Below are 26576 nucleotides of genomic sequence, written 5' to 3' on the forward strand. Positions count from 1 at the left end.
GGGCCCCGTCGCCAATCTCTCCCCGCCGGTTCGGTGCAATCCTGTGGGAGGAGGAGACGCAGATCTTGCTCGAAGGTGGGGCGGCGCGATTCCCAATCACGGCAGCCGATTTCAAGGCACTGCCTAACTATCCAGACAATGCGGCTTGGGTACTGGACTGGGATCCCGATGAACTCGAAGCGCCGGTGCTGGGCGGTATGCGACTCATCGTCAACAGCAGCCACGAAGTGATGCCCGAGCTGCTGCGCTCAGGCAGCTCAGACCCAAGAGCCGGGCTCTTAAGGTCGTTCGTAACGTTCGATGTTGCTAGATCGCTTATTGCTGGCGCGTTGCGTAACGATCGTTTCGTGGACGAACCAGAGGCTTTCGACGACGGCACTGTAGGCCGGATGCTGTTCGAGCTCATTTCGATGTGCTGGCCGGGCATGCAACTGCCAGCCCTCCAGTCGCGCAGTCTTCAGGATTCAGCCCGGCTGTTTGCCGAGTTGCAAGCAAGGTTCGGAGTAGTCGGGTGATCGTCCTTCCGCGCATCGACAGACAGACTGCGCTTGAGCTACTTAATAGCCACCTAAGCGAAGACTTGCTCGAAATCAGCAGTCGCATGCCCGACCAAACTCCGGTTGTCACGTTCACCCCAGTAGGGGGTTTGCGGATTGACGACCAGCAACTTATCGATCTCCGCAAGGAGGTGGTGGAACTCGCCTGTCGGTACGGGATGCCGGGCCGGATTACCAGCCTTTCTGTGTTCGAGGGACGTTTAGCTCGCCTGCTGCACGAGCGTATTCCGATGTCTCTCAACGAGGCTTCACATGAAGAAGTGTGGAGCTACCTGACCTGCTGCTGGCTCCTCGACATAGCAGTCTGGAGATTCGGCAAAGACGCTGATGCGCGTAGGTTCATCGGTGATGTTAACCGCAATACATTTAGGCGGCTCTGGTGGAGGGCCGCAATTATGGGTCCTCAGGTGGATCTCACTCGTCTAGGTGAAGATGAGCTAGTGAACATTACTGAGCGCCCCACAATCGCAAGCGATCACAGGCTGGCACGCACGGTTGCGTTCGAGTTTCTGGATCGCGTTGACCGCGGTGAGGCCGAACCACGCATGCTGCTGATGCGTGACGCTATGAAAAGATTGCTCCGCCTGACGCCGTTTATTTCCTTTGCAGCACTGCGCGATAACGAGGTTCGTGAGGTCGTTGAGGATTGCTTCGACGCAGCAGCTCTAGCTCTCTCGCGCGAGTCCGGAGATACCGGTGGGCGTCACCGCAGCTTGTCGAAAGTCGAAGCTAGGGGCGCGCACCGCGACGTGCCGCCAGTTAGCCCCGGCGTCGTCGCGATTGAACGAATGACGATGACAGAAGACGAACCCGCGAAAAATCCTTCTTCTACGGGTGTGACGCCGGATTTCGAGAATGTTGCGCAGACAGCATTGGGGATTGCCCGTCGGGTGGGTAGCGTCACGAACAGCAATTTGCGAGAGATAGTGCCGATTACGTCAGGTGAGGCAAGGGAGGTACTGCAAACGCTGATGAAGGAAGGGCTGCTGGCGCGGCGGGGTGTGAGACGTGGAACTTACTATGTGTTGGCGGAGTCGGCGGCCACCCCGGACACGGCTTGGCCCCCGCAAACACCAACGGAAACAACTGAACTCGGAGAAATGGATGTCAGTGCTGCGAGCAGTGAATCCGCCTTGCGCCGACTCCTTCGCAGAGTCAAGTGAAGATCAAAATTTCCGTGGCGGTAGGCGTCGCTCCGACGATAAAGGATAGTTAATGGGTTCGCAGGAAGCGCCGCGAGCAGCCGACTCGTCGCCTCCACCGCTCAGCGAGAGCGTCCGCCGCCAGATGAGCGCAATGCCCACGAGAGACACCGGCACAGAGATGGCTCTCCGGAGAGAGCTTCACAGGCGGGGGTTGCGTTTCCGTGTGCAAGTCCGAACACTTCCTGGGCGGCCCGACGTCGCCTTCACGCGTGCGCGGATAGCGGTGTTCGTCGACGGCTGCTTCTGGCATCGCTGTCCCTCACACGGCACCTCACCAAAAAACAATGCGGAGTGGTGGGCCGCGAAGCTTGAGGCGAACGTGATCAGAGACAAAAAGAAAGACGAGATGCTGCGGTGTCTCGGCTGGCTACCCATCCACATTTGGGAACACGAAGACCCTGGCGAGGCTGCCGAGGCGATTCACAATCTTTGGCGAATGCGGGTCCATCCTCCGAAAGATATGGTGGATGGGTCCGCTAATGCGTGTTCGTGGAACGACATCCAGCGGCCCGAGTGACTGGGCACCTTCGACGTGGGCGGACCACCGCGGCTTCGGCGCGCAACGGCGCGCCTCAGTACTGTGTCGCCCCCCTCACTTAATCTGGCTGTATGACCGCGCGCCAAGTGACGACTTCTGGATCGTCGTATGCGGTTAAGCAGATTCGTGGGCCGTTCGTCGAGCTTGATCCGCACCCATGCCACACGCGTTCGGATACGGATCTCGCCGCGCTCTGCACCGATCTGCGGGCTCACGGTGTGCCGTTGGTGGCAGACCTGTTCAGTGGAGCCGGTGGTATGAGTCTCGGTTTCGAGGAAGCCGGTTTCAGGGTGGTTTTGGGGGTCGACCACTATGGCTTTGCAGTGGAGACGCATCGGCATCATTTCGCCGGGATGTCGTTGGACGACGACCTAGCGGACCCAGCAATGATTGAGCGGGTCGCAAAGCTGTTAAAGCGCAACAAAATCGACGTCCTAACCGGCGGCCCGCCGTGCCAGCCGTTTTCTAGGGCGGGACGGTCGATGATTCGGCACCGCGTTTTGACGGGCGTAGCCGATCCGCATGACGAACGTCGTGACCTGTGGCGGTCCTTCTTGGAAGTTGTTCAGTTGGCACGCCCTCGGGCAGTAGTCATGGAGAACGTTCCTGATATGGCGCTAGACCGCGAAATGTTCATCTTGCGCAGCATGACCGAGGAACTCGAACAAATCGGTTATTCGGTCTCCGCGCGCGTGATAGATAGTTGGCGCTTCGGCGTACCCCAAATGCGGCAGCGCTTGCTATTGGTCGCCCTCAAAAGCCGCATCCGTTTCACTTGGCCGGCAGAATCAGAGAAGCGGGTTACTTTGTGGAACGCTATTGGTGATATGCCTGAAGTCGAAGGTGGATGGCGTCCGGCCGGCGGAGCTTTCGGATGGGCGAATTACGTTGGGCCTCGTACTGAATACCAAACGTGGATGCGACGAAACGTCTCGGCGGCAGATGCCTGCAAACTATTCGACCACATTACTAGGCCCGTTCGCGAGGATGACCGTGCCGCATTTGAATCTATGACCCACAAGACGAAGTACACGGACTTAGCGCCCGAGTACCAGCGCTATCGCAAAGATATCTTTGATGACAAGTACAAGAAGCTCGATGAGAACGATCTTTCTCGCACAATAACAGCACACATTGCGAAAGACGGTTATTGGTATATCCACCCCAGACAGCCGCGTACACTCACGGTCCGTGAGGCCGCTCGGATTCAAACTTTTCCGGATGATTTTCGTTTTGCTGGGCCACCGTCGGCAGCTTTCAAGCAGATCGGTAACGCGGTCCCACCCCTAGTCGGAGAGGTGATTGCTAAGGCGGTAAGGACTTCACTGGCGTCAGGAACGAAGGCTGGGCTTTCCACTCGAGAGACTTCCGGGAAGTTGGCACGTTGGTTTCAACAACAGTCTTCCATCGCTGCGATCCCGTGGTTCAAGACTGGGAACCGTTGGAAGTTCCTTCTAGCCGAACTTCTTCTTGACCGCGCGACGCCGACTGTCATGAACGCGGTGTGGCCGATCATCGACAAGCGGCACGACATCCGCCCTGGAGAGTTGCCCGATGACGAGGCGGTCGATCTCCTCGACGAACTCATGTCGGGAGTGGGCCGCGGCCAGCGGATTTCGGCGGTGCGTCAGCTTGTTGCGCAGTTGTCTGCTGCCCCAAATGCGTTGTGGGAGCCAACAATCGACCGCACAGTACTCTCGGTCATACCGTCTGCAGTGGCGGACTTACTGGAGCTCGCTTTGCCAATCAGCCACGAAGGGCGAGATAGCGAGGAGCCTGTACTAATCACTAAGGGTGTTTTGCGCGTCACCAGCCGGTTCCAAGGCAACGACGCCGACAAGAGAAATGTGCAGACTGATGGGCGCATCGCGGTGGCCAGCATGATCGGCTTCGGCGACGATTCGCGGCCTGCGCACTTGGGGCTTATCGCGTTGGCGGCTGACATTTGTCTGGTGGAAAAGCCGCTGTGCGGCGATTGTCCCCTAAGCAGGTGGTGCGCGGCAGCCGGCGGTTAGAAACCTAGCCCCCGGGCAAGCTCGGGGTGTTGGTCTTGCATGAAGGCCATTACCTTCTTGAAGGCTTCGTAGTGACCTGACTGAATTGCCGCTGATTTAAGCGCTAACCCGATCTCCGGCAGCGAGCCGGTGGCTGGTGCTTTGTCGTCGTTCTCAGTCCCGTCGTCAAGGTCGTCAGTTGTGTCCGCGTTGTGGCGGCGGTAAACACGGTCGGCAAGAATGCATAACTCACTGACGGGTCGCTCCAACATCTGTTTGAGCTGGGCAGGTACCGACACCCGCATCTTTGCGACATTGATATTGAAAACCTCATCAAGACTGCTCGTGAAGTCGAGACTCGCGCGGGCCAGCTTTGTGTGTTCGTCGATGCCACGGGTACCCGCCCAGCTACCCCATTGCACCAGCCGGTTCTCCCGATACACATAGAGGCCCTGCTGCCGGTTCCAATTGAGCGGTCCGGCCGCGTTCTCGAATGCGTCGGGAGAGCTAAATGTTCTTTTCCCAGGGGAGGATGTAGCGACGGAGCTCGACTGCTCCAACCCCCCGTTGCGCTCTCCAACTCGAACTGCTGGGTCGACAGTTGCTGCGTCCCCGGTTCGTGGCGAACGAATGGGTCCCACGCTAAGAGCTTGTCACCATTGACGCTGATAGAAATCCTGGGAGCGTTGTTCTCGCCGGTTATGAACCGGTGGAACACCATCGCCAAGTGACGCTTGGTCTTCTCGACCAGCACCTCGAAACGTCGCTTAGCCCACCCGCCGGCGGCACCAGAAGCGGGAAGTACGCGGTCCAGATTCTGCCATACGACGACGGTGCCCGTCCCTGTGCCGAGCAACTCTTCGCTCCTAGCGACAGCATGATCGCGTGGGTTCTCGGCAAGGACCCAATCGTCCAGCTCGGCAATGAGATCCAAATCCAGCGATCTCCACAGCGGACGTTTGCGATCGGCTGATCTAGAGACAACAGTCACGCAACGAGCTTGGGACAGCGATGCCGTCTTAAGTCCAAGTCCGTATCGCCCAAGGTCGCCCGAACCGTAGGTGCGGCGGCTACCGAAGCGGAGGGCCTCAAGCATGCCCCGCGCGTTCAGGCCAGCACCATTGTCGGCAACATAGACGGTGGAGGCCTGACCAGCGAACTCGATTTCGACTCCCACATCGGTCGCGCCGGCGGCGATACTGTTGTCTATAAGGTCGGCAACCGCGCTGACGAAATCGTACCCAATGTCCCGCAACGACGATGTGAGCCGAGCGGCCGATGGCGCGGCATTGGAAAGTTTCATCGATTCAAGGCTCCAGGTTCCGTCCTGACGTTGGCCTTAAGTTAAACAGCAGGCACAGACAATATCGGACCGACTCGCGCGGCACACCCCAACTTTCGGCGTCTGCTGCGTACCGGGATTTGCCGTAGCGCAGACCACGGCGCCAAGGCCCGATCGGCGCTCCATGTCAAGTCTCGCAAGTTCTAAGAGTAGAAATGCAGGGCCGTCGGTTACGTTCATCGCTGTGGAAGCCAACGACCGAGCGCACGCCTTCGTACAGTGGTTGTCCAGCCTGACGCTACTCACTCGAACGTTCGACGCGTCTAAGGCGTGGCGGGAGCACCGCTATCAGTTCGCCTACCGTTTAGGAGAGCTGCTCGCCGGCGCGACCGATACTGCTGGGGCTGTCCAGGGACCAGTTGTTTACGGTATTTGGCTCGATTGGGGCTGCCTATATATCGGACAGACGACGGAGGCGTCGCGCCGGCTCCGCGACCTACCTGTTGGCGAAAGTCATCACCTCGCCACAACATTTCCTCCCGAGATATGGGATCGCGTGGTCGTCGTGGCCTGGCCAGCCTTGCCGGAAGCCGAAGTACTGATGGCCGACTTCGATTCGAACAGGATTGGTCTAGCGCTCGAGTACCGGCTGCAATCTCGGCTGAAACCATTGGTAAATTCCTGGCGCCGGACACCCAACGGCGGTTGGCGCGCTGTCGACTGGTCTAGAAGTACCTCGGTGGGAGCCCGCGCAGCAGCGCAGATCGACACGCTGTCAGAACGGCTGGATGAGCTCTTCGACCGCGCATCCACCGATGAGATCGGGGACGCGCCATTGGCAAGCCATGTACGTTGCGTAAGACCAAGGCGTCTTTTGTATGGTGAGCTGGGTTTGTAGGTGCTAATAAGTCGGCGCTCGATGAGATGATTTGCGTCGCGACCCGGTTGGAAGTCGCGACCCGGTTGGAAATTGTGAAATCAGGTTCCGATCAAGCGGCACGGCCCGACACATGCCGTGGCTGGGAGCGCGGCTAACCGGCTGCCTGCTGTTACAGGCTTCGACTCGGGACAAGCTTTCGATGTCGACACCCTGCCTACTCCTCGCCGCTGTGCTGTGATGTTGCTCAGAAGAATCACGTCGGGAGCATCGGGTGGCGCTATCTGAGTACGAGCAAGAACAGCTGACGAAGGTCAACGCGTACAAGCACCGCACCCTGCGGCGCCCGGAACGGCGCCTGCTTCCCTTCACGGTCGGTGGCCTGGGCTCGGGGGTGGTCAACACGCTGCTGAAGCTGCCGGTACTGCGCGAGGTGAAAAAGCCAGGCGCGGCGGTGCTGGACACCGCGGCCGCGGGCGCCGCCAGGTTCATGACCAAGACGGGTCAACTGGCCACGTCGGAGGCGCGCGTCATCGGCGCCTATGCGAAGAAAGGCCACCCGGTCGAGCATCTCGACGACATCAGGAAGCTCGACCTGCGATCCATCGACGAGGTCGCGTCCTTCGGTCTCCGGCATCGCGCCTACTCGGCATCGGCGGCGGCGGAAGGCGCGGCGGCCGGCCTGGCCGTCAGCAGCGGTGAGGCGGCGGCAACCGCCGGTGCGGCGGCCACCGCGGGCGCCGCGGCGGGGCCGGGATTGGGCACCGTCGCCACGGCGATGGGCGTCGACGCCGCGGCACTGTTGACCGCGTGCAGCGCGGTGGTGGCTCACGATGCTCTCTATTACGGCTACGACCCGCTCGACCCCGCCGAAGAGATCTTCATGATGCACGTCATCGCGTTGGGCCTCGCGGAGACGGAACCGGCGAAAGTCGCCGCCTACCAACAGCTTACGTTGTTGACCGAAAGCCTCGCCCGCAACGCGGCGTGGCAGCAGCTCGACCGGCAGGTGGCCGTCAAGGTCATCCAGAAGTTCGCCGTCAAATTCGCCCAGGACCTGACGCTGAAAAAGCTGGTGCAGCTGGTACCCGGCCTCGGCGTCGGACTGGGCGCGGCCCTGAACTGGACGACGGTCGGCGAGATCGCCGACGCGGCCTACTGGGCTTACCGCGAGCGCTTCCTGTACGAAAAGGGCGCCGAATTCGAGCCCATCGCAACCGATATCGAGGGCGCCAAGAACGACGATCGACTATCGCTCGATCTCGAAGACATCCTCAAGTCGGAAGGCGTCCAGCTCGACGGCGAACGCTAACCACGGTGACCCGACGGCGCCCACACATTATCGTGACGGTCAAGCAAACAAAGGACGGGCGCCCGTGGACCACATCGCAACAGCGGACGCGATCGCGGCCGCCGCCCACGCCGGCCAGGTCGACAAGGCCGGCATGCCCTACATCGGACACGTCCGCCGCGTCGCCTCCTACGTCGATCCCGCCAACACCGACGCCGTGGTGGCGGCCCTGCTGCACGACGTCATCGAGGACACCGGCCTCACCGCGGCCGACCTGGCCGAGCGCGGCATCCCGCAGGCCGCGATCGACGCGATCGAGCTGCTGACCCGCCGCGACGACCAGCCGTCGGCCGATTACTACCGTCGCATCAGCGCGCACCCGACCGCCCGGGAAGTCAAGCTCGCGGACCTGGCCGACAACACCGATCCCGAACGGATGGCAAACCTGACCGAGTCCGACCGGGCACGGCTGACCCAGAAGTACGCGGGCGCCTACGCCGCGCTCGGCGCCGACTTCGACGACGGGGCCCGGCGCAGAACCCGTGCGGCACAGTGAAACCCGCCGGTTAGCCGTCGACGTGAAAGGCAGCCCATGCCAGATCTCAACGAACACACCATTACCGAAGCCGTAAAGAAAACCTTCGACACGTCCACCGACGACCGGTTCAGGCAACTGCTCCAAAGCCTGGTTCAGCACCTGCACGACTTCGCCCGCGAGGTGCGGCTGACCGGCGACGAGTGGTTCACCGCAATGGATTTCATCGAACGGCTGGGCAAAATCTCCAGCCCCACCCGCCAGGAGGTGGTGCTGGCCTCCGACATCCTCGGCCTGTCGATGCTGCTGGACACGATGAACGAGAGCCCCGGCGGCTCGGCCACCGCCTCGGCGCTGCTGGGCCCGTTCTACGTCGAGGGCCGACCGAGCGCCCCCAACGGCGCCGACATCTCCAACGGCGTCGCGGGCACACCGATGTTCGTCACCGGCCGCGTCGTCGACGAACACGGCGAGCCGGTCGCGAAAGCGCACGTCGACATCTGGCACAGCGACGGCGACGGCGCCTACGACGTCCAGCTGACCGAGCAACTGCACGGCGAGTTCGCGATGCGCGCGCTGCTGACCACCGACGCCGACGGCCGATTCTGGTGCCGCTCGATCACGCCGCGCTACTACCCGGTGCCCACCGACGGCCCGTGTGGGGAGATCATGCGCGCCGCCAACCGATCCGTGATGCGCCCGCAGCACGTGCACTTCTGGTTCCAGGCCGACGGCTACCACCCGCTGATCACCCAGCTGTTCCTCGACGACGACCCCTACATCGGGCGCGACGCCGTCTTCGCCGACCGGGCGTCGTTGCAGGCCGACTTCGTGCGCCACGAGCCGGGCGTCGCGCCGGACGGAACAGAAGTCGACGAACCGTTCGTCGCGCTGGACTGGACGTTCACCCTCGCGGCCGAGCGCCCGTGACCCGCATCGCGCTCGCCGACCTCGACCGGCAGCCCGAACCGATCCGCGAGTGGGCGGCCCGGCGCGGCAACCTCAATGTCTTTGCGCTACTCGCCAACGCGCCCAACGTATTTCCCGGTTGGTCGCAAATGGTCGACGAGCTGTACGCCAGCCCGACCTTCACCGCGCGCCTGCGGGAAGTGGTCGTCGTACGGGTCGCGCACCTGCAGGGCTCACCGTATGAGCTCGCCCAGCACGTGCCGCTCGCAACCGCCGCCGGGCTCACCGAGCACGAGCTTGACGCCCTGGCCACCGGCGACCTCGAAGGCTTCAGTGCCGACGAACGCGCGGCCCTCGACGTCGTCGACGAGTTGTGCACCACCCGCCACCTGACCGACGATTCCTTTGCCGCGGCCCGGGCCGTCTTCGGCGACGCGGCGCTCACCGAATTGCTGATGCTCGTCAGCTGCTACTACGGGCTGGCCCTGGTGCTCAACGCCGCCGACCTGGAGATCGACGTTCCGGGCCCGAGCCGATGACCCGGATTCCGTACCGCCGCCCCGAGGACATGACCGACCGGGCCCGCGAATTGACCGAGGAGCGCGGCAATCTCAACGTCTACCGCACGCTGGCCAACGCCGAGCACGTCTACACCGGCTGGATGCTGGCCGGTCGCGACGCCCTGACCAGCCCGGTGCTGACCCGGCGACTGCGCGAACTGGTGACCCTGCGCACCGCCTATCTGATGGACAGCGCCTACGAGCTGGGCCAGCACCGCGACATCGCTCAGACGGCGGGGGTCGGCGTGGCCGAGATCGACGCCGTCACCTCCGAATCCGATTGGCAAACAAGCGATTTCAACGCGACCGAGCTTGCGGTTTTGCGGTTGACAACCGAGCTTGTCACCACCCGCGCCGTCGCCGCCCCGCTCGTCGAACAGGTGCAGCAGGCCCGGGGCCGGAGGCCACCGTGGAGATACTGCTGGTCATCGGCCGCTACGCCGGTCTGGCGCTGATGCTGAACGCGCTCGACGTCGACCTCGACGAGACTGCCCGTCTACCTACACTGCCAACTGAACGCCGGCGTTAATTTCGCACAAGTCTAACGATGCGGGGCCGATTCCCCGTAACGTTGCACGACGTGGCCGCGCGTAAGCCCTCGACGCGCCTGTCAGCCGACGACTGGCTGCAGGCCGGCTATACATTGCTCGCCGAGGAGGGCGCACGCGCCCTCAAGATCGAACGGCTCTGCCAGCAGGTCGGCGCCACCCGGGGCAGCTTCTACTGGCACTTCGAGGACATGGACGGCTACCGGGCCGCGCTGGTCGAATCGTGGAAGACGTTCCGGGAGCAGGATCGACAATCGTTGAACGAGATCGACACGCTGCCGCCGCGAGAACGGTTGTCGGCCATGATGATTTCCTTGGTGCGGCCGCAACACTGGATACTCGAACGCGCGATGCGGGAGTGGGCCCGCACCGACGAGGCCGCCGCCGCCAACATTCGCGACGCGGATCGGCGCCTGCTGCGTTCGGTCGCAAAGGCCTACGGCGACTGCGGATTCAGCCCCGAGGACGCCAAGCTGCGCGCGGAGCTGACGTTCGCGGCCGGAATCGGGCTGCTCCACCTCACCGGCTCGGCCACCCAGGCGCAAAAGCTGGCCAACCACGAGCGCTTCCTGGACCTGATGCTGGGCGAATCGAAGTAATCACACCATCGCGATCGGCGATACCTTGGCGCCAATCGCCAACGCCCCGGCCAACTCCCGGCTCACGTCGTAGTCGAACACCACATGGCCCGCGGCGATGTCCACGTCGCGCTTGGCGCGCTGCAACGGGCTGGACAAGTTATGGGCACTGGCACCGGCGGCCTCCAGCAGATCGGCGATGATCGCCCGGGACTCGTGCACGGTGTACGCCGCGGCCAGCCGGGCGTTGGCCCGCACCGATCGCCGCACGCGTTCACCGCTGACCACGAGTTCGTCGATCTCGGCGGCGGTCTCGGCGACCAGCGAACGCAGCGCGCGCAGCCGCACCGTGGCGTCGGCGAGCCTGATCTGGGCGGCCGGCTGATCCTTTTGCGCCACACCGCTATACGCCAGCACGCGGTCGCCGAGCCGCTCGGCGAACAGCTCGGCCACCCGTTCGGCGGCACCGAGCACCGGCATCGACGCCACCAGCGCCAGCGCGGGCACCAGCGGCCACCGGTAGCTGGCCACCCCGTGCACCTGCGCGCCCGGGGCGGTGCCGCCATAGATGTCGGCCACGCCGGCGATGCGATGCGCGGGGACGAACACATCGGTGGCGATCAGATCGTGAGAGCCGGTGCCGCGCATGCCCGCGGTGTGCCACACGTCGTCGACCTCGACGTGGCCGGCGGGCAGCACCACCAGCGACGGGGTGATGGCGTCGTCGCGCTCGATCAGCGCGCCCACGATCACCCAGTCGGCATCCATCGCACCCGTCGCCCAGGACCATCGACCGGTCAGGCGCACGCCGCCGTCGGCCGGGGTGCCGCGCCCGGTCGGGGCCAGCGGAGCCGGCGCCAGCACCGGGCCCGAGGCGAACACTTCTTCCTGCAGCTGTGGGTCGAACAGCGACAGCAGCCAGTTGTGCAGCGCGTAGAACCCCAACGTCCACGCACTCGACGCGCAGCCGTGCGCCATCAACCGAATCGGTTCCAGCAGTTCGGGAAACGCTGCTTGCAGACCTCCGAACCTGGCCGGCAGCAGCAGCCTAAACAAGTCCGTCTGCCGGAATTCGCTGACCGTCGCCGCGGGCAGCCGGCGCAGCCGCTCGGCTTCCCCGGCGCGCTGCGCTAACCGCGCGACGAATTCGTCGGTGATGCCGTGCAGCGAGCGGCTCGCGACCGCGGACATGCGGCCACCGTAACATACTTTTTAGTACGCAAAGGCGGGCTACGTCGCGCTGTGGGCATGGTTGTGCGGAACCCTTTCGACGTCAGCCTGTCACCAGGCAGACGGCCGGCGCGCCGCGGATGTGAGGCCCGGATCGAAAATTCTTCTGCTACAGCGCAAGACGCATAGAAACACGGGCCACGGCGAAGGGGGACTTCGCCGTGGCCCGTTGAGGGGTTTTAGTTGCCGAAGCCGCCGCCGGTGGGCGGGTGCACGACTACTGCCGGTCCGCCGGAGGCCGCGTCGATTCGGGCGGCGGCAAAGGACGCGCCCTTGTCGATCATGGCGCCGTCGTCGGCGTAGGTGTTGTGGGCGGCGAAGTCCATTCCGTCCGAACACACCGGGTCCTCGTTGGCGCAGACCTTGATCGTCTTGCCCGCGTAGGCCGGTCCGATGACCAGCGGCGGTTGACCCAAGAAGTTCATCGCCCGCGTGTTAGGCGTTCCGAAGAGCACCACCGCGGCGACGTGGTCGGCGATGTCGGGTGACAGCGGCTTGGGCACGGTCGCGGGGTCGTACCCGTCGGGCACTGACGCCGAGGTGACGAAGCCCATCACGGCTGCGCCCTGCGAGAAGCCGCTGAGCACCATCTTGGTCTTCGGGCAGCTGTTTGCCATCGACACCACATGGGCACCGGCGTCCCTGATGCCATCCATGCCGGTGGACCATTCATCGCTGGCGGGGTAGTTGACGGCATAGACGTCGACGGACTTTCCGGCTTCGCGCCCGCGCAGGTTGTCGACGAAGGCCTGCCCCGTCGGGCCGATGCCTGCCGGCTCGCCGGTGCCTCGCGCATACACCACTTGAACGTCGGGGCATGGCTCGGCCGATGCCGAGGGAGTAGGGGAGATAAGGAAACTAGTGCCAAGGCCGACGGCTGCTATTGCCGTGGGTTTGACGAGTTGATTGATGTGACCGGCGATCATGCCGAAATATCTGCCCATCGGTGTCCATCCCAAACCTTTGAGTTCCAAAACCAGTTCACCACCGTTGCCAAAGACCGCAAAAGCGACACGCAGAAGATTGACGCTGGTCTTATTTGGCCTGATATGTCCCCGGTCAATACCGATGGACTGCTGGCCGGTCCCGATGTCGTGCCTTTGCAAATCAATCGGCTTGATCCCGAGGATAGCAGGGAGATTGTTACCATCGCGCGGTGAACGATCCTGCGCGACGAGGGTTCGGCCGGCTGAAATCTGTTTCCAGACGCCAGGTCTTGAAACTTGCCGGTTCCGCGCCGGTGCTCCTCGGTGTGACAACGCTTGTTGCCCCGCGCGCATCCGCCGGCCTTGCCGGGGCGTCGGTCTTCCTCGACGCGGGCCACAACGCCGTGAACGACGCCTCGATAAACCAACAGGTTCCGAACGGCCGGGGCGGCACCAAAGCCTGCCAAACGTCGGGCGCCGCGACCAACGACGGCTACCCGGAGCATGCGTTCAATTGGGCCGTCGTCGGCCTCGTCAATGATTCGCTGCGGCAAATGGGCGTTAATACCGCGTTGTCACGCGACAACGACAGCTCCGTCGGTCCTTGCGTCGACGCGCGTGCGGCGCAGGCCAATGCGATGCACCCCAATGCGATCGTCAGTATTCACGCCGACGGTGGTCCGCCGTCCGGCAGCGGATTTCACGTCAACTACTCCAGCCCGCCGCTCAACGATGTCCAGGCCGGCCCGGCCGTGCAGCTGGCGCACACGATGCGTGATGCCCTGGTACAGGCTGGTTTTCACCCGTCGACCTACGTCGGGTCGGACGGCCTGTACGGGCGCGCCGACCTCGCCGGCCTGAACCTGGCGCAGTACCCGGCGGTGCTCGTCGAACTCGGCAACATGAGAAACGCGGAGGAAGCGGCGCTGATGGAAAGCGCGGACGGCCGGGCGAAGTACGCCGCGGCCGTCACCCAGGGGATCGTCGCGTTCCTGAACGGCCGCTGAAACTCAGCCCGGGACAGCCTCTTTGGGGACATCCGTCGGCCAATCGGCCAACGTGTCCAGATAAAGCTGACGCACCTCGGCAAAATGCGATCCGGCAACGTCTCGAGTGTCCAGTCGTCGACCGGGATCGGCGGCAGCACCGCGATTTCGACTGTGCCGGGCGTGATCTTGAGCAACGCGTCGCAAACAGCAGGTTTGACGGTTGTGAACGCTTGGGGTGGCTTACAGCAGCTGCGCGGCCGTGGCCATCGTGATCAGCAGCATGGTGGCTATCCCGATGATGTACACGGGGCGACGGGGGCCGATGTGCGCCGGGAGTGGCCGCCGCTGCAGTAGTGCCTGCCGCCGGAACGCAATCAGGTAGGTGCACAACGCCGCCAGGAGCGCCATGCCCGCCGGGATCAACGGTGCCCATCCGTGGGCGCTGTGAATTTCCTTGATGGCCAGCAGTACGCCGTTGGCCAGGAATGCGAACGACGTCCGGCTCCAGGCGAGTACCGTGCGTTCGGGCTGGAGCCCAGGGACCCGGGTGCCGTGCGCCGCCGCCTGGGTCAACGCGAGACCACCTTGAGAATGATCAACCCGAGCGCGACCAGGCCGACGATGCAGAGACCCACCGCGAGGTAGGCCGGCGAGGGGTGCCGGGGCAAGGCGTCGCCGCGGCGCATCGCGTGATCGGCCTGCTGCCAGCGCAGCAGCCCCATCCCGCTGGTGAGGATCGCGAGCACCACGAGACCCAATCCGATCAGCCGCCGGGCGCCGGGCACCGTCATCTCGGGAACGAGCTGCACCAGGGCGACCGCCGCGGCCAGCAGTCCCAGCGCGGTGCGCTGCCAGGACAGGAAGGTGCGCTCGTTGGCCATCGTGAATCGGTAGTCGGGTTCGAGCTCTTCCGCGCTGAGCGCGTGACGTTCGTCGGCGGGCGTGATGGTGTTATCGGCCACGGGTACCTCGCAAGACGTATGAGAACAAGCATTTTTATACCGTTGATTTTAACTGACCGCGTGCGCCGTGCTGCCGCGGTCTCGAGCCTGGCGGCATGATGAAGGTTGTGGTTAAGGCGTTGTTGTTCGACGTGCAAGGCACCGCGACGGATTTCTTCTCGACGGTCTGCGACGAGGCGCAACGGATCAGCGCTGGACGTCATCCGGATGTCGATTGGCCCGACCTGGTGCGGCGTTGGCGTGCAGGCTACTTCACCGCTCTAGAAGCGGCACGCAGCCGACAGAGCGGATGGGTGTCGGTGCACTCGGTGTACCGCTTTGCTTTGAGGCTCTGCTGGAGGAGTCCGGCATTGACGGCTTCACCGATGCCGAGCGCGAGGAGCTCACGCTGGCCTGGCAGCGGCTCGAACCCTGGCCGGATGTGGCGCCCGGGCTGTCCTGGCTGAAGAGCGACTTCACGTTGGCGACGCTGTCGAACGCCGACGTGTCCGCGGTCATCAATATCTCCAAGCGAGCGCGATTGCCCTGGGATGCGATCTTCGCCGCGGAGATGGCCGGGGTGTTCAAGCCGGATCCGGCGATCTATCGGATGGCCGCGACCTACCTGGGTCTGGAACCCGCCGAGATCATGATGGTGGCAAGCCACAAATACGACATCCGCGCGGCGGCGGCCCTCGGCTTTCGCACGGCGTTCATCGCGCGTCCTTTGGAGTTCGGGGCCGACGGCGATCCCGATGTGGAGTATTCGGACGAGTTCGACATCAACGCGTCCGATTTTCTCGACCTCGCCGATCAGCTGGGCGTCTGGTGGCCGTCTTAAAGCGTCAGCGATGCGCGGATCCGGTCAGCGGTTGACCGGTGGCGGATTGCAGCAGGCAGATCAGCGTGCTGGGCGTCGGATCGGCGCCGGTGCGATCCTGGTTCGAGTCGATGAGGTACGTGATCGAAAACGCGCTGCCGGCCAGGGATTTGCCGGTGTAGGGCGCAAACCCGGCGGTGCAGTCCCGGTTGGCGACGGTGGAGATGGCGGTGTCCACGGCCATCGGGGCGCGCAGATAGACCTCGGCCAAATGTGCTGTGGCGCAGTCGACGACGGTGATGGTGACGCGGCTGAGGTCGGCCGGCGGAAGATCCGCGGTGCAATCGCCGACTTGAAGGTTGATCCACTTCTCGGTGTGCGAACCCAGCGGGATGGCCGCCATTGTGGAGGGCTTAGCCGTCGCGTGCGGGGTGATCGTGCTCGGCCGGCTCTGCACCGCACCCGGTGAGCAGCGAAAGTGCGGCCAGGCCGCATACGGTGTGAAGGCTTCGCGTCCGCATGGCGGCCTCCTCGAGATCTCGCTTAGCGGAGGAGTTTAGCCCTCGGTGAGCGCCGGCGGCACGGTATTGGTCAGCGCCGGGTCCGGCTTCTCCGCGGACATCGACAACAGCCGCGCACGGCGCGGGCGGCGAGTAGCCAGTTCGACGGCTTCTTCAGGTCCAGCCCGCCGAGGAGCTGCTTGATCATGGTCAGGGTGTCGAAGTAAATACGTTCGCAGACAAGCGTTTCGGCGTCGTCGAACACGAAGTAGGCGTTCATCCGCACCCGGAAGCGACTGCCGGTGGGCGGAACCTTGCCGAGGAAACCCCGATGCGTGCCCATCAACCAGAACTCGACGATCACCGCGTCGGCGCTGTGCCGCAGCGCGATGATTTCGTGGTCCTGATCGGGAAACGCGGTGCGCGTGTAGTTGTAGTAGCCACGCACCGCGTCGTTTCCGTCGTGGATGACCATCTGCGGGATCAGCTCATAGTGGGGGTGCGGGAACGTCGCCAGCACGTCGTCCCAGTCCTGGCGGACCTCGTCGTGAAAGTGGTCGAGGACGAGTTTTTGGCGCGCGGCCAGCACTTCGGGAGCGGGAAACGCGGGGGCTGTCATCTGGTCAGCGTAATCCCGGGGCGTGCTGCTAATCCCGGATCGCCTCGATGGCCCACGCCGGCATGATCGGCGCCCGGGTGAGTCCGTGGTCGCCCTGGCCCATGCTGCGCAGCAGCCACTGCACGCGCAGAATGCAACAGCCCATCCGGACCATCGCGAAGATCTCGTACCACTTCAGGTCGACCAGCGGGCGCCCGATCAACTCCTCGAAGCGACGGACGATCCGCTCTTGGCTGTCGAAGCCCGGTAGTTCGGGGTCGGCGTCGATCCCGTTGACCTCCATGGTCTGACGCCGCGTGGCCAGCCACCAAGCGAAGTCGGTCTCGGCCGGGCACAGGCAGGCCTGCTCCCAATCCAGCACGCCGATGACCTGACCGGCGTCGTCGAAGATGGCGTTGGACAGCCGGGCATCGCCCCAGCAGATCGCGAGTTCCGGCTGCTCCGACGGCTGGTGCCGGTAGAGCCAGTCGAAGGCATCGGTGATCAGCGCGGGCACCTGCTTGTCGGTCGCCCACTCGATGTAGTCGCGCCACCAGCCGAGCTCGCCGTCATTGCCCACACCTTGCGCACGCTTGAGCCACGGCGCCTCGTCGATCGGAACCCGTTGCAGCGCAACGAGTGTGTCGAGGAAGGAATCGTGCACTCGGCGCTGCACATCGACGCCGGCCCCGTGCAGCCAGCCCTTCGACGCGTACGACGTGTCCGACGGGGTGTGTCCGACGATGCGGGGCATCACCAGAAAGGTCGACCCCAGCCACGAGGTGTCGGCTTCGTAGTAAATGGGGGAGGGAGTCGCGATCCCGTGGTGGTTCAGCAGCTGCTGGGTTCGGGTCTGACCGGCCAGGTCGTATTCGGCGTAGATGCCGCCACCGGTCGGCGGGATGCGCACGACGAACTCCCTTGCGTCGTCGACGCTGAACAACAGGCTTACGCTCGACCACCCCGCTGCCCGGTTGGCTGGGCGCATTTCGCCGATGGCGACGGCATTGCCGAACTTGTGCTCGAACCACCGGCCGAGTTGTAGACGAGTGGTGGCCAAGTCGCGTTGGCCCAGAGACAGTCCAGCCATGGACAAACATTTACATATGGATTATCAATTGTAAACACAACTTCTCTTACATCTACGATGTCACATGTCAACCCAAAGGAGATCGCGATGGCCATAGACGTTCCGCTGACGTTCGGGGACATCGCTGACACCACGCGGCCGCTGGCCATCGCCGTCCACGGTTTTCCGGACACTCCGCACACCTGGCGGCACCTCGGTCCGGTGCTCGCCGACCGCGGTTACCGAGTGGCGGCCCCCTGGCTGCCCGCCTATGACGCACCGGCGAGCGGGCCGGTCAGTGTCGGCACGTATGTGCGGCAGATCCGCGCCGTGCGCAAGGCGTTAAAGGCTGACGACCGAGCAATATTGATCGGCCATGATTGGGGCGCGCACGCTTCGTACGGACTGGTGGCTACCGATCCGACCGCCTTTAGCCGGCTGGTGACATTGGCGGTGCCGCCATCGGCGGCGCTGGCGGAGTCGATGTTCAGCTATCCCCAGCTCAAGCGGTCGTTCTACATCTGGCTCATCCAGCAGGTGGGACTGGCCGAGACGCTGGTGCTCGCACCAGGGTTCTGGGAGTCGTTATGGGCGGATTGGTCGCCGGGATACGATGCCCACCAAGATATTTCGTGGCTACGCGAACACGTCACCGCCGAGAACATCGCCGGGGTGATCGGTCCCTACCGCGCCACATTCAACCCCGAGTTCGCCGACCCCCAAGCGGAAGCGGAAGCCGCGGCCACGCTGGTCCCGCCCTCGATCCCCACCCTGTACCTGCACGGCACCAATGACGGCGGGCTGGGCGCGGAGGTCGTCGCTGGCGCGGCCGAGTACCTACCGGCGCCTGGATCGTCATTCCAAATGATCGACGGTGTTGGCCATTTCCTGCATCTCGAGCAGCCCGACTTGATCGCCGAACGGATCTGCAGTTGGCTGGACGCTAAGCCGTCGCAGACCGCGACGCCTGGCGCCGTGGACTGATCCCGGCGGCATAGCGCAGCTCGGCGAGAAATCGTTCCCGGTCGTCAGCGCCAACCAGGTAGTGGCATACCGCAACTCGCACCACCGTCGCCGCGGCCAGATCGGCGTTGTCGCCGTCGATGAGCCGCTCGATGCGCCCGTGCAGGATCGGCATCACCCGCTTCATCTGGAACAGCACATGCTCGGGCTCGGTGTCGACCAGGAATCCCAGCGAGTAGGTGCGCTGGAAGTCGACCACGAATTGTAAAGCCGCATCTAGTCTTTCCACACCGCGCAGGCCCGCCATCGCCGAGGAAATGCCGGCATCGAAGTTGTCCTGCTCGTAGAGGCCGAACGCGTCGAGCAACGCCTCCGGAGGAAAGTACCGGTACAGCGTCGGCCGCGACACCTTGGCCTCGGCGGCCACTTCCGACAGCATCAACTTCTTGCGCCCGGCACGGGCCAGCACCACGAACGTGGCGGCCAGGATGCGCCGCCGGGTCGACTGCTCGGCGCTGGGTGGTACGCGGGTGGCCACACCGAGTACTTTACATCTTGAGGTCTAAATGTCACACTGCAAATCGTTACAGCCGGACCTTGAACGTCAACACGAGGCAGTCACCGATGACAGACCTGGTCGTCCGCAAGATGGCATTCCGGTTCGACGCGACCGTGCCGTTCCTATGGCAACCGGCCAATCCGCAGTTCGGGATCTTCTGCAACGCCTTCACTTTCATCGCGGTGCCGTTCGAGAAATACATCATCGCCGCACTGCGCCAGGCGCAGGACCGGCTCAGCACCGACCGGCCGTGGCCGAGGAGGCCGAGGCCTTCCTGCGGCAGGAGGCCCAGCACGCGGCCGCCCACCGCAAGCACATGATCGCGCTGATCGAGCAATACCCGGGCCTCGAACAGTGCTACGACGAAACGGTCGCGTCCTACAACGACCTGATCGCGACGCACCCGGTCGAGTTTCACGCCGCCTACATCGCCAACCTCGAAGCCACCTTCACGCCGATGTTCAAGGTGATCCTGGACCACCGGGACTCGCTGTTCGGCGGCGCCGACCCCCGGGTGGCCGCGCTGATGATGTGGCACTTCGTCGAGGAGATCGAGCACCGCAGCTCGGGGCTGAGGCTCTACCGCCATCTGATGCCGGATCCCTGGTATCGCGTCAGACACGTGCGCCAGACGTTCCGGCACGTCGGCGCCATCTCGGCCACGATCGCGAAGGCCATCGACGAACACGTTCCGCCGGCCGAGCGGGGCGCGTGCGCACAGGACGTCATGGAGTCGGCGCTGCGCAGCGAATTCCGGTACCGCATCGGCAAACGCTCCGGTCCGCCGCCGGCTCTCCACGCGGTGCCCAGCGCGCATCTGCTGAGGATGCTTTGGGGCCTGGCGCTGTCGCAGCTGCCTCACCACGATCCGGCCGACCAGCCGCTGCCCGCCTGGGCGGAAACCTGGATGCGCGAATACGACCGCGGCACCGATATGACGACCTTCGTTCCGAAAGGCTGAACGCTTGTGCTGTCCACCAACTACGGCGGTTTGGTCCCCGAAGACGAGCTCCTGACGCATCAGATCGTCGACACCTTCGCGACGGTGAGCCAGTCGGATCCGTCCTGGACCGAGAAGATCTGGAGCACGGCGCATGCGCGCGACAACTCGCTGCAGGTCGCGCTCGGCGTCGGGAAGTACACGAACAGAGGTGTTTTCGACGGCGCGGCGGGGGTGTGCCGCGGGACCGAGCAGTGGACCGTGCGCGGTGGTCGCCGGCTGTCCTCCGACCCGTCGGGCACCGAGGTCGGGCCGATTCACTACAGCGTGGTCGAGCCATTGAAATCGATCCGGATCCGGCTCGACAAGAACGAGCACGCACCGATCGCCTTCGACGTCGAGATGCGGGGCAGCTTTGCGCCGGCGTTGGAGGATCCGTGGCCCGACCGCAGTCCCGACGGATGCCGGGTCACGCATAATGTGTTGCGCTATCACCAGATTGGCGTGGCATCGGGCTGGGTCGAGCTGGACGGTGCGCGCACCGAGATCGTTCCCGACGAGTGGATCTCGATTCGCGATCACTCCTGGGGCTGCGTCCCGGCGTGGGCAAGCCCATCCCGGGCTGCCGCGCGGCGGTCGCCGCATCGACCAGATGTTCATGACATGGTGCCCGATGACGCTGACCCGGCCCGACGGCTCGGCCTACTCGCTGTTCGTATTCCTGCAGCAGGAAAAGGGCGACGGATTCGAATCCACCCGCTACCAAGCCGAGCAACAGAACGGCGACGGCACCGCCGTCCGATTCGCCGCCGTCGAGCAGGACCTGCACTTCGAGGACGCGAACCGGCGCCTCACGCATGGGACGATCACGCTCACCGAAAGCGACGGAACGAAGCGGCCGTTGACGATCACCGCCGCCGGGCCGACCGGGTTTCACCTCGGCACCGCGGGATACTACGGCTGGAACGACTGGGTTTACGGGCAGTGGGTCGGCGACTTGAAGGTCGAGGGATACCACACGCCGAACTGCGACCATCCCGAAACCGCCCGCAAGGTGCACCAGCTGCGGGACCTGCTGGTGCGGGTCGAAGATCCCGTCGGCGGTGGAGTCGGGGTGGGCAACGCGGAGACGTTCGCGTTCGGCGCGATTCCCGAACTTGGCCTCAGCGCCGAGAATTCGTTCCTGTAAGGACACAGCCGGGCAAGGGCGACCCTAATGGCTCGGCGAAGTCGGGACACCGGCAGGGTCTTGATGCCGTGAATGAATTGCGACAGCAGTCGCGACGGCTTGCCGGTGACGGTGATGTCGGGGATTTCGCGGCGCAGTTCGTCGAAGACGACCCGGATCTCGCGTCGAGCCAGGTTGGCGCCCAGGCAGAAATGTGCGCCGCCGCCGCCGAAACCCAGATGCGGGTTGGGATTACGGGCGACGTCGAATGCCCACGGATTGTCGAACCGTGTTTCGTCGCGGTTGGCCGAGTTGTAGTACAGCGCAACCTTGTCGCCGGCGGCCATCTTGACGCCGCTCAACTCGAAGTCCTGAGTCAGGGTGCGGCGCATGTAGATCACCGGGGAGGCCCACCGCACGATCTCCTCGACCGCGGTCGGGGTCAGCTCGTCGAAGCGGGACCACCACTTGTCCCGCTGCTCGGGAAAGCGCGACAAGGCCAGCACGCCATGGCTGATCGCATTGCGGGTGGTCTCGTTGCCGGCCACCACCAGCAGAATGAAGAACGACGCGATCTCCTGGGAGGTGAGCCGGTCGCCGTCGACCTCGGCTTCGACCAGGGCGGTGGTCAGATCGTCGTGATGATTGGACCGGCGGTCCTCGGCCAGCGCGGTGGCGTAGGCGCCGATGTCCATCGACACCTGCATGAACTCCTCGAAGTCCAGCGTCAGATCGGGGTCGCCGAAACCGAGAATCACGTTGGTCCAGTGGAAGACTCGCTGATGGTCTTCCTCGGGAATCCCCATCATGTCGCAGATCACCTGCAGCGGCAGCGGCCCGGCGAGCTCGGTGACCAGGTCCGCCTCGCCGTCGGGATGGTTGGCCTCCAACGAGGTGACCAGCCGATGGGCCGCTCGCGCACCGAAGCCTCAATGCGGGCAACGACTTTCGGGGTGAAAGCCCTACTGACGATCGAGCGCAGCCGCTGGTGTCGCGGATCGTCGAGCACGATCATCGAGCCGAAGTACTCGGCCAATTCCGGTGTCTGGTCGTTGACCGTAATTCCGCCGGCGGAGCTGAAGATGTCGGGATGACGGCTGGCGAAGTGGACGTCGTCGAGCTTGGTCAGCGCCCAATACCCGTTGCCGGTCTCGAATCCTTCGAACTCGATCGGCGGCCAGAACGAGATCGGGGCCTCGCGGCGCAAGGTGGCGAAAACGGCGTCGCGGACGTCGTCGTTGCGGACCCAGAAGTCGAGCGATTCGAGATGGATATCGGCGAGCGGGATCTCGGGCGGGGGCGTCCCATTGGGACGCGTCACGAAGCCCGCGTCGAGGCTCATCAGTGCGCGCAGACGGTTCTGGCGGGCGCGCCCGTCGTCGCGGCGCTGACCAGGTTGCCGTCCATAAAATCTTGCAGGAGATGGGGCCCGGCCCACGGGCGCTGATCGTGAAGACCTGCCCGCCGAACGCGGTGAACTCCGTCGACCAGGGCAGCGGCGCATTCACCTGGTGCAGTTGCCCCGTGTCGGTTTGGTAGTAGATGAATTGGGCGACCGCGGGCCCGTTGACCTCGTAGCGGATCTGGGGCATCTGCGGTATCGCGTGGGCGACGCCGCCGGCATTGGCGAACCCGAGCCCGACAGCCAGCAGCATCGATGGTGCGGCGAGGTGCTTTTTCATGAATTGCATCGTGTCACCTAGCGGGACGGGGTGCTAGAGGTCACATTGGGCGCGCTTACTGTGAATCGAAGTGGGGGCCGGCGAACGGAAGGTTGGGCATGACGGGCTCAAAGCGTGTGGTGGTGTTTGGTACCGGCTTCGTGGGCAGGATGGTGATCCCCGAGATCGTCAAGCATCCCTTGTTCGAGCTGGTGGGCGTCGGCGTTAGCAATCCCGACAAGGTCGGCCGCGACGTCGGCGACATCTGCGGGATGTCCGAGAAGGTCGGCGTGCTCGCCACCGACGACGTCGACGCGCTGATTGCGTTGAAGCCCGACGCGCTGGTGCACTACGGCCCGACGGCGATGCACGCCAAGGAGAACATCAAGCTGATCACCGCGTTCCTGCGGGCCGGCATCGACGTATGTTCGACGGCGATGACGCCGTGGGTGTGGCCGACGATGCACCTGAACCCGCCGAACTGGATCGAACCGATCACCGAAGCCTGCGAGCTGGGCGAGTCGTCCTGCTTCACCACCGGCATCGACCCCGGATTCGCCAACGACCTGTTCCCGATGACGCTGATGGGCCTGTGCTCCGAGGTGCGCAAGGTGCGCGCCTCGGAACTGCTCGACTACACCAACTACGAGGGCGACTACGAGTTCGAGATGGGCATCGGGCGCGAACCCGAGTTCAAACCCATGCTCGAGGACCGCGACATGCTGATCTTCGCGTGGGGTGCGACCGTTCCGATGATCGCGCACGCCGCCGGGATCATGCTCGACGAGATCACCACGACCTGGGACAAGTGGGTGACCCCGACCGAGCGCGCCCGGGGCGTCATCAAGCCGGACACGTCGCCGTTCACCATCAACGGCGTCTATAAGGGGCGAGACCCGCATCCAGCTCGAGCACGTCAACCGCATCGGGCTCGATGCCGCCCCGACTGGCCGACGGGCCACGACAACGACGTCTACCGGGTGGACATCGAGGGGACGCCGAGCATCTTCCAGGAGACCGCGTTCCGGTTCACCGACGGCTCGGGCCGGGACGCGCGGCCGGTGCCTGTCGACCGGGCTGCGGGCGCTGAACGCGGTGCCGGCCGTCAACGATCTGCGGCCCGGCTGGGTGACCCCGCTGGATCTTCCGCTTATCGCCGGAGCAGGCAATATACGGTGACCTGCGCTTATACTGTTCCCGATTCGTTATACAGCTCACGCATAGCCAGCGCAGAGATTGGCTATAGGTATAACCGACAAAATCGGGGATAGGCGGATGCGGGGGTATTCCGCTGGATAACGGGGATTGGGGCCATGTCAGACGGAGCTACGCCCGCGCTGGGGCTCTCGATCGGTGCCACCAACTTCGCCGCGGTCACCGCCGATCACGGCATCACTCGTAAGCCCGTCATGACGCTCTTTCGCGAGCGTCTGCCCGAGATCGGGGTGCCCGCCGAGAACCCGCGGCTGGACCAGCCGGGGCTGGTGATCACCGACTTCGTGGATCGCGTCGGCGACCCGATCGGCATCGTGGCGGCCGACGGCTCGGTGCATCGCAGCGAGGTCTTGCCGCCGACGGCCTGCGGCCCTGGCGTGGCATGCCGCCACCACCAACGGCGCCTGCCGGACAACGTCGCGGTGACCCGCACTGGGCGTCGACGTCGGTCGACGCCCTTCGCTGAGCCGGGTGCCCGAATGGGCCAGCCGCGACCGCCCGCTGACGTTGATCCCGGATGCGGCCGCGACGCTGTTCGCCGCGCGCAACCCGGGCATCCCGGCGCGCGGGACCGTGGCGGTGTGCGACTTCGGCGGCAGCGGCAGCAGCATCACGCTGATGGACGCCGCGGGCGACTATCAACCGCTTGCCCCGACCGTGCGGCACCTCGACTTCTCCGGCGACCTGATCGACCAGGCGCTGCTGACGGCCGTGCTGGCCAACCTGCCCAGCCGACTCCTTCGACCCGTCCGGCACCTCGGCGATCGGACCGCTGAGCCGGCTGACCGGATGCCGCAACGCCAAAGCAGCTCTCGTCGAGCACGGTCGCCACGCTGGCCGAGGGATTGCCGGGCATACCCGGCGAAATCCGGCTCACCAGAAACGAACTCGACGACGCGATCCGGACATCGCTGACGGGCTTCGTGGCGGTCCTGGATGAAACGCTGGCGCGCAACGGAATTCGCGATCTGGTCGCGGTAGTGTCGGTCGGCGGCGGCGCGAACATCCCGGCGGTCACCACGATGCTCTCCGGACACCTGCGGGTTCCGGTCGTGACGACGCCGTCCGCACCTGGCGCCGGCCATCGGCGCGGCGTTGCGCGCGACGCGTGGACCGGGGAGACCAGCGCGACCATGCTGACCCCGGCTGCCTCGCGCGCGACCGCGCCGTTGCCGCCGCACCGGCGGCCGTCGAAGAGCGCAAGTCCGTGCTCACCCACGCGTCGGAGCCGGTGTCGAGCCTGATGCCCGCGCTGGCCTGGTCGGAGGCCGGCGACGAGTCGCGCGTGATGCCCGCCGTCGGTGGGCAGATCGGTGGGCAGATCCCGAATCATGTTGGCGGGTCGGGCTATACGTCGGCGCGGCCGGCCTTGAGTTTCGATCAGCCTGCCGTGCGGCCACGCCGGGACAAGAGACCCCCGATCGTGCCCGGTCGCGGATTCCGGGCATGGTCATCATCAGCACGGCCGTGGCGGTGCTGCTGGTCGGCATCGCGTTGGCGATGGCGCTCTCCGACAAACCGGCGCCCGCCGGGCGTCACCGACTCCGGCGACCGCGCCGCCCGCCAACGGCGCAGCTCCCTCATCCACGCCGCCGGGCCAAGCGCCGATCACGGGTCAGGCCGCGACTCCGGCGGCGGCAGCTCCGGATGCGCCCGCTCCCGGGGTCGACACACCTCCGCCCGCGGTCGGACACACACCTCCGCCGGTGGCGGTGGATACGCCGGTCCCGCGGCGCCCCGCCACCTCCAGCCGTTGAGGCTCCGCCGCCGGTACCCCAAATTCCAGCACCACCGCGCCGTCCCGCAGATCCCGGCGATTCCGCCGATGCGGATCCCGGAATCAGCTTGCCAATTCCGGGATTTGGCCAGTAGAGGATTATCCGGGTCGCTTCGCCCTAGTTCTCCTCGGCGGCTTTGTGCTTCGCGTCCTGCTTCGGCTTTTCTTGCTGATCGGCTTCGTGACCAGCTGTTCTGTCGTCCTGCACGCTCGGTGTGCCCCTTGTCGAGTTGCAGTCCGATTTCGGTTTCCCTGGCCGCGCTGTTCGAAACTCTCGTTACCGCAATCTTTCTGCCTGACTGCCGGTCAGGGGCCATCTGTCGTCAGGTGGTTGCCGGATAGGTGA

General features: G+C 64.6%; 29 protein-coding genes and 9 pseudogenes. 22 read left to right on the forward strand and 16 right to left on the reverse strand.

Going from position 1 to position 26576, the window contains the following annotated elements:
* Positions 1–65 precede the first annotated feature (65 nt).
* The 4 genes from G6N55_RS30000 to dcm all read left to right on the forward strand — a co-directional run bounded on the left by G6N55_RS30000 (position 66) and on the right by dcm (position 4315).
* Positions 66–515 carry a hypothetical protein gene (locus tag G6N55_RS30000; protein WP_232078868.1) on the forward strand — a complete coding sequence of 150 codons (450 nt, stop codon included), beginning with the start codon at positions 66–68 and terminating at the stop codon, positions 513–515.
* A complete protein-coding gene (locus tag G6N55_RS29180) occupies positions 512–1720 on the forward strand; it encodes a hypothetical protein (RefSeq protein WP_085224103.1) in 1209 nt (402 codons plus the stop codon). Before G6N55_RS30000 ends, G6N55_RS29180 begins: the two co-directional genes overlap by 4 nt.
* Positions 1721–1772: 52 nt before the next feature.
* Positions 1773–2279, forward strand: a complete 507-nt coding sequence (locus tag G6N55_RS29185) for a very short patch repair endonuclease (protein WP_264002012.1) — start codon at positions 1773–1775, stop codon at positions 2277–2279.
* Positions 2280–2371: 92 nt separating this feature from the next.
* Complete coding sequence (gene dcm, locus G6N55_RS29190) at positions 2372–4315, forward strand: DNA cytosine methyltransferase (RefSeq protein WP_085224107.1); 1944 nt, start codon at positions 2372–2374, stop codon at positions 4313–4315.
* Here dcm and G6N55_RS30005 read toward each other — a convergent pair.
* The gene (locus tag G6N55_RS30005; RefSeq protein ID WP_232079118.1) at positions 4312–4737 is read right to left on the reverse strand and encodes a hypothetical protein; all 426 of its coding nucleotides are present in this window, start codon (positions 4735–4737) and stop codon (positions 4312–4314) included. The two genes, dcm and G6N55_RS30005, sit on opposite strands and share 4 nt — an antisense overlap.
* Positions 4738–5021: 284 nt before the next feature.
* On the opposite strand from G6N55_RS30005, the gene G6N55_RS30010 reads away from it, so the two are divergent.
* Positions 5022–5267: a hypothetical protein gene (locus G6N55_RS30010; RefSeq protein ID WP_232079119.1), complete on the forward strand. Its 246-nt coding sequence runs from the start codon at positions 5022–5024 to the stop codon at positions 5265–5267.
* Here the strand turns inward: G6N55_RS30010 and G6N55_RS30015 are convergent.
* Positions 5202–5597, reverse strand: a pseudogene (locus G6N55_RS30015) (ATP-binding protein); the annotation flags it as partial. The gene G6N55_RS30010 and the pseudogene G6N55_RS30015 sit on opposite strands and share 66 nt — an antisense overlap.
* 223 nt (positions 5598–5820) lie before the next feature.
* On the opposite strand from G6N55_RS30015, the gene G6N55_RS29200 reads away from it, so the two are divergent.
* The 7 genes and pseudogenes from G6N55_RS29200 (at position 5821) to G6N55_RS29230 (ending at position 10895) form a co-directional block, all read left to right on the forward strand.
* Positions 5821–6474, forward strand: a complete 654-nt coding sequence (locus G6N55_RS29200; RefSeq protein ID WP_139826963.1) for a hypothetical protein — start codon at positions 5821–5823, stop codon at positions 6472–6474.
* Positions 6475–6727: 253 nt separating this feature from the next.
* Complete coding sequence (locus G6N55_RS29205; RefSeq protein ID WP_085224110.1) at positions 6728–7765, forward strand: EcsC family protein; 1038 nt, start codon at positions 6728–6730, stop codon at positions 7763–7765.
* Positions 7766–7829: 64 nt separating this feature from the next.
* Positions 7830–8300: an HD domain-containing protein gene (locus G6N55_RS29210; RefSeq protein ID WP_085224112.1), complete on the forward strand. Its 471-nt coding sequence runs from the start codon at positions 7830–7832 to the stop codon at positions 8298–8300.
* Between the two features lie 36 nt (positions 8301–8336).
* The gene (locus tag G6N55_RS29215) at positions 8337–9209 is read left to right on the forward strand and encodes a dioxygenase family protein (RefSeq protein WP_085224114.1); all 873 of its coding nucleotides are present in this window, start codon (positions 8337–8339) and stop codon (positions 9207–9209) included.
* Entirely contained in the window at positions 9206–9727 is a 522-nt protein-coding gene (locus G6N55_RS29220) for a carboxymuconolactone decarboxylase family protein (RefSeq protein WP_085224116.1), read from the forward strand. Before G6N55_RS29215 ends, G6N55_RS29220 begins: the two co-directional genes overlap by 4 nt.
* Positions 9724–10277: pseudogene (locus G6N55_RS29225) on the forward strand (carboxymuconolactone decarboxylase family protein). The gene G6N55_RS29220 and the pseudogene G6N55_RS29225 overlap by 4 nt, the downstream one beginning before the upstream one ends.
* Positions 10278–10295: 18 nt before the next feature.
* Complete coding sequence (locus G6N55_RS29230; protein WP_085224120.1) at positions 10296–10895, forward strand: TetR/AcrR family transcriptional regulator; 600 nt, start codon at positions 10296–10298, stop codon at positions 10893–10895.
* Here the strand turns inward: G6N55_RS29230 and G6N55_RS29235 are convergent, their stop codons facing one another.
* A complete protein-coding gene (locus tag G6N55_RS29235; RefSeq protein WP_085224122.1) occupies positions 10896–12065 on the reverse strand; it encodes an acyl-CoA dehydrogenase family protein in 1170 nt (389 codons plus the stop codon).
* A gap of 218 nt (positions 12066–12283) precedes the next feature.
* Positions 12284–13048 (reverse strand): cutinase family protein, encoded by a 765-nt coding sequence (locus tag G6N55_RS29240; RefSeq protein WP_085224124.1) that lies wholly within the window; start codon positions 13046–13048, stop codon positions 12284–12286.
* Between G6N55_RS29240 and G6N55_RS29245 the strand changes: the two genes are divergently transcribed.
* Both G6N55_RS29245 and G6N55_RS29250 read left to right on the forward strand, forming a co-directional pair.
* Positions 13007–13264: a hypothetical protein gene (locus G6N55_RS29245; RefSeq protein WP_163667081.1), complete on the forward strand. Its 258-nt coding sequence runs from the start codon at positions 13007–13009 to the stop codon at positions 13262–13264. The genes G6N55_RS29240 and G6N55_RS29245 overlap by 42 nt on opposite strands.
* Positions 13261–14037, forward strand: coding sequence for an Rv3717 family N-acetylmuramoyl-L-alanine amidase (locus G6N55_RS29250; protein WP_085224126.1), 777 nt, complete (start codon positions 13261–13263; stop codon positions 14035–14037). The genes G6N55_RS29245 and G6N55_RS29250 overlap by 4 nt, the downstream gene beginning before the upstream one ends.
* Before the next feature lie 30 nt (positions 14038–14067).
* Here the strand turns inward: G6N55_RS29250 and G6N55_RS30425 are convergent.
* From G6N55_RS30425 to G6N55_RS29260, 3 genes and pseudogenes are all read right to left on the reverse strand, one after another.
* Positions 14068–14204 (reverse strand): annotated as a pseudogene (locus G6N55_RS30425) (hypothetical protein); the annotation flags it as partial.
* 55 nt (positions 14205–14259) lie between these two features.
* Positions 14260–14592 (reverse strand): DUF202 domain-containing protein, encoded by a 333-nt coding sequence (locus tag G6N55_RS29255; protein WP_085224128.1) that lies wholly within the window; start codon positions 14590–14592, stop codon positions 14260–14262.
* Positions 14589–14900, reverse strand: coding sequence for a YidH family protein (locus G6N55_RS29260; RefSeq protein WP_085224208.1), 312 nt, complete (start codon positions 14898–14900; stop codon positions 14589–14591). The genes G6N55_RS29255 and G6N55_RS29260 overlap by 4 nt, the downstream gene beginning before the upstream one ends.
* Before the next feature lie 176 nt (positions 14901–15076).
* Between G6N55_RS29260 and G6N55_RS29265 the strand changes: the two are divergent.
* A pseudogene (locus tag G6N55_RS29265) lies at positions 15077–15801 on the forward strand (haloacid dehalogenase type II).
* Positions 15802–15805: 4 nt separating this feature from the next.
* Here G6N55_RS29265 and G6N55_RS29270 read toward each other — a convergent pair.
* From G6N55_RS29270 to G6N55_RS29280, 3 genes and pseudogenes are all read right to left on the reverse strand, one after another.
* Positions 15806–16301, reverse strand: a pseudogene (locus G6N55_RS29270) (hypothetical protein).
* A gap of 35 nt (positions 16302–16336) precedes the next feature.
* A pseudogene (locus G6N55_RS29275) lies at positions 16337–16899 on the reverse strand (ester cyclase).
* 28 nt (positions 16900–16927) lie between these two features.
* Positions 16928–17968 carry a phosphotransferase family protein gene (locus tag G6N55_RS29280; RefSeq protein WP_085224136.1) on the reverse strand — a complete coding sequence of 347 codons (1041 nt, stop codon included), beginning with the start codon at positions 17966–17968 and terminating at the stop codon, positions 16928–16930.
* A gap of 87 nt (positions 17969–18055) precedes the next feature.
* On the opposite strand from G6N55_RS29280, the gene G6N55_RS29285 reads away from it, so the two are divergent.
* Positions 18056–18931, forward strand: a complete 876-nt coding sequence (locus tag G6N55_RS29285; protein ID WP_085224210.1) for an alpha/beta fold hydrolase — start codon at positions 18056–18058, stop codon at positions 18929–18931.
* Here the strand turns inward: G6N55_RS29285 and G6N55_RS29290 are convergent.
* Entirely contained in the window at positions 18891–19448 is a 558-nt protein-coding gene (locus G6N55_RS29290; protein WP_163667655.1) for a TetR/AcrR family transcriptional regulator, read from the reverse strand. The two genes, G6N55_RS29285 and G6N55_RS29290, sit on opposite strands and share 41 nt — an antisense overlap.
* Positions 19449–19534: 86 nt before the next feature.
* Here G6N55_RS29290 and G6N55_RS30020 point away from each other — a divergent pair, with 86 nt between their 5' ends.
* Both G6N55_RS30020 and G6N55_RS29295 read left to right on the forward strand, forming a co-directional pair.
* Positions 19535–19789, forward strand: a complete 255-nt coding sequence (locus G6N55_RS30020) for a hypothetical protein (protein ID WP_232078870.1) — start codon at positions 19535–19537, stop codon at positions 19787–19789.
* Positions 19720–20430 carry a metal-dependent hydrolase gene (locus G6N55_RS29295; protein WP_232078871.1) on the forward strand — a complete coding sequence of 237 codons (711 nt, stop codon included), beginning with the start codon at positions 19720–19722 and terminating at the stop codon, positions 20428–20430. Before G6N55_RS30020 ends, G6N55_RS29295 begins: the two co-directional genes overlap by 70 nt.
* 59 nt (positions 20431–20489) lie before the next feature.
* On the opposite strand, the gene G6N55_RS30025 is transcribed toward G6N55_RS29295, so the two are convergent.
* Both G6N55_RS30025 and G6N55_RS30030 read right to left on the reverse strand, forming a co-directional pair.
* Complete coding sequence (locus G6N55_RS30025) at positions 20490–20711, reverse strand: hypothetical protein (RefSeq protein ID WP_232078872.1); 222 nt, start codon at positions 20709–20711, stop codon at positions 20490–20492.
* A gap of 18 nt (positions 20712–20729) precedes the next feature.
* Positions 20730–20882, reverse strand: coding sequence for a hypothetical protein (locus G6N55_RS30030; RefSeq protein ID WP_232078873.1), 153 nt, complete (start codon positions 20880–20882; stop codon positions 20730–20732).
* 200 nt (positions 20883–21082) lie between these two features.
* Between G6N55_RS30030 and G6N55_RS30035 the strand changes: the two genes are divergently transcribed.
* A complete protein-coding gene (locus tag G6N55_RS30035; protein ID WP_232078874.1) occupies positions 21083–21598 on the forward strand; it encodes a hypothetical protein in 516 nt (171 codons plus the stop codon).
* 44 nt (positions 21599–21642) lie between these two features.
* Here G6N55_RS30035 and G6N55_RS29305 read toward each other — a convergent pair.
* Together G6N55_RS29305 and G6N55_RS29310 are read right to left on the reverse strand one after the other, a co-directional pair.
* Positions 21643–22919: pseudogene (locus tag G6N55_RS29305) on the reverse strand (cytochrome P450); the annotation flags it as partial.
* A pseudogene (locus G6N55_RS29310) lies at positions 22919–23259 on the reverse strand (MmpS family transport accessory protein). The pseudogenes G6N55_RS29305 and G6N55_RS29310, both read right to left, overlap by 1 nt.
* A gap of 92 nt (positions 23260–23351) precedes the next feature.
* Between G6N55_RS29310 and G6N55_RS29315 the strand changes: the two are divergent.
* Positions 23352–24417: pseudogene (locus tag G6N55_RS29315) on the forward strand (NAD(P)H-dependent amine dehydrogenase family protein).
* Between the two features lie 137 nt (positions 24418–24554).
* Here G6N55_RS29315 and G6N55_RS30430 read toward each other — a convergent pair.
* A complete protein-coding gene (locus G6N55_RS30430) occupies positions 24555–24791 on the reverse strand; it encodes a hypothetical protein (RefSeq protein ID WP_163667659.1) in 237 nt (78 codons plus the stop codon).
* Between the two features lie 133 nt (positions 24792–24924).
* Between G6N55_RS30430 and G6N55_RS30435 the strand changes: the two genes are divergently transcribed.
* Together G6N55_RS30435 and G6N55_RS30440 are read left to right on the forward strand one after the other, a co-directional pair.
* A complete protein-coding gene (locus G6N55_RS30435) occupies positions 24925–25368 on the forward strand; it encodes a hypothetical protein (protein ID WP_163667662.1) in 444 nt (147 codons plus the stop codon).
* A gap of 8 nt (positions 25369–25376) precedes the next feature.
* Positions 25377–25697 (forward strand): hypothetical protein, encoded by a 321-nt coding sequence (locus G6N55_RS30440; protein ID WP_163667665.1) that lies wholly within the window; start codon positions 25377–25379, stop codon positions 25695–25697.
* The last annotated feature ends 879 nt before the right edge of the window (positions 25698–26576 follow it).

It is taken from the genome of Mycobacterium florentinum, from assembly GCF_010730355.1.
GTDB classification, from domain to species: domain Bacteria; phylum Actinomycetota; class Actinomycetes; order Mycobacteriales; family Mycobacteriaceae; genus Mycobacterium; species Mycobacterium florentinum.

Excerpts from the sequence above, each read along its gene's own strand:
- G6N55_RS29230 (WP_085224120.1), top strand. The coding sequence starts at position 10,296 with ATGCGGGGCCGATTCCCCGTAACGTTGCACGACGTGGCCGCGCGTAAG.
- G6N55_RS30035 (WP_232078874.1), top strand. The coding sequence starts at position 21,083 with ATGACGCTGACCCGGCCCGACGGCTCGGCCTACTCGCTGTTCGTATTC.
- dcm (WP_085224107.1), top strand. The coding sequence starts at position 2,372 with ATGACCGCGCGCCAAGTGACGACTTCTGGATCGTCGTATGCGGTTAAG.
- G6N55_RS29285 (WP_085224210.1), top strand. The coding sequence starts at position 18,056 with ATGGCCATAGACGTTCCGCTGACGTTCGGGGACATCGCTGACACCACG.
- G6N55_RS30430 (WP_163667659.1), bottom strand. The coding sequence starts at position 24,791 with ATGCACCGAGCCGTCGGCCGCCACGATGCCGATCGGGTCGCCGACGCG.
- G6N55_RS29215 (WP_085224114.1), top strand. The coding sequence starts at position 8,337 with ATGCCAGATCTCAACGAACACACCATTACCGAAGCCGTAAAGAAAACC.
- G6N55_RS29185 (WP_264002012.1), top strand. The coding sequence starts at position 1,773 with ATGGGTTCGCAGGAAGCGCCGCGAGCAGCCGACTCGTCGCCTCCACCG.
- G6N55_RS29260 (WP_085224208.1), bottom strand. The coding sequence starts at position 14,900 with ATGGCCAACGAGCGCACCTTCCTGTCCTGGCAGCGCACCGCGCTGGGA.
- G6N55_RS30020 (WP_232078870.1), top strand. The coding sequence starts at position 19,535 with ATGACAGACCTGGTCGTCCGCAAGATGGCATTCCGGTTCGACGCGACC.
- G6N55_RS29235 (WP_085224122.1), bottom strand. The coding sequence starts at position 12,065 with ATGTCCGCGGTCGCGAGCCGCTCGCTGCACGGCATCACCGACGAATTC.
- G6N55_RS29280 (WP_085224136.1), bottom strand. The coding sequence starts at position 17,968 with ATGGCTGGACTGTCTCTGGGCCAACGCGACTTGGCCACCACTCGTCTA.
- G6N55_RS29240 (WP_085224124.1), bottom strand. The coding sequence starts at position 13,048 with ATGGGCAGATATTTCGGCATGATCGCCGGTCACATCAATCAACTCGTC.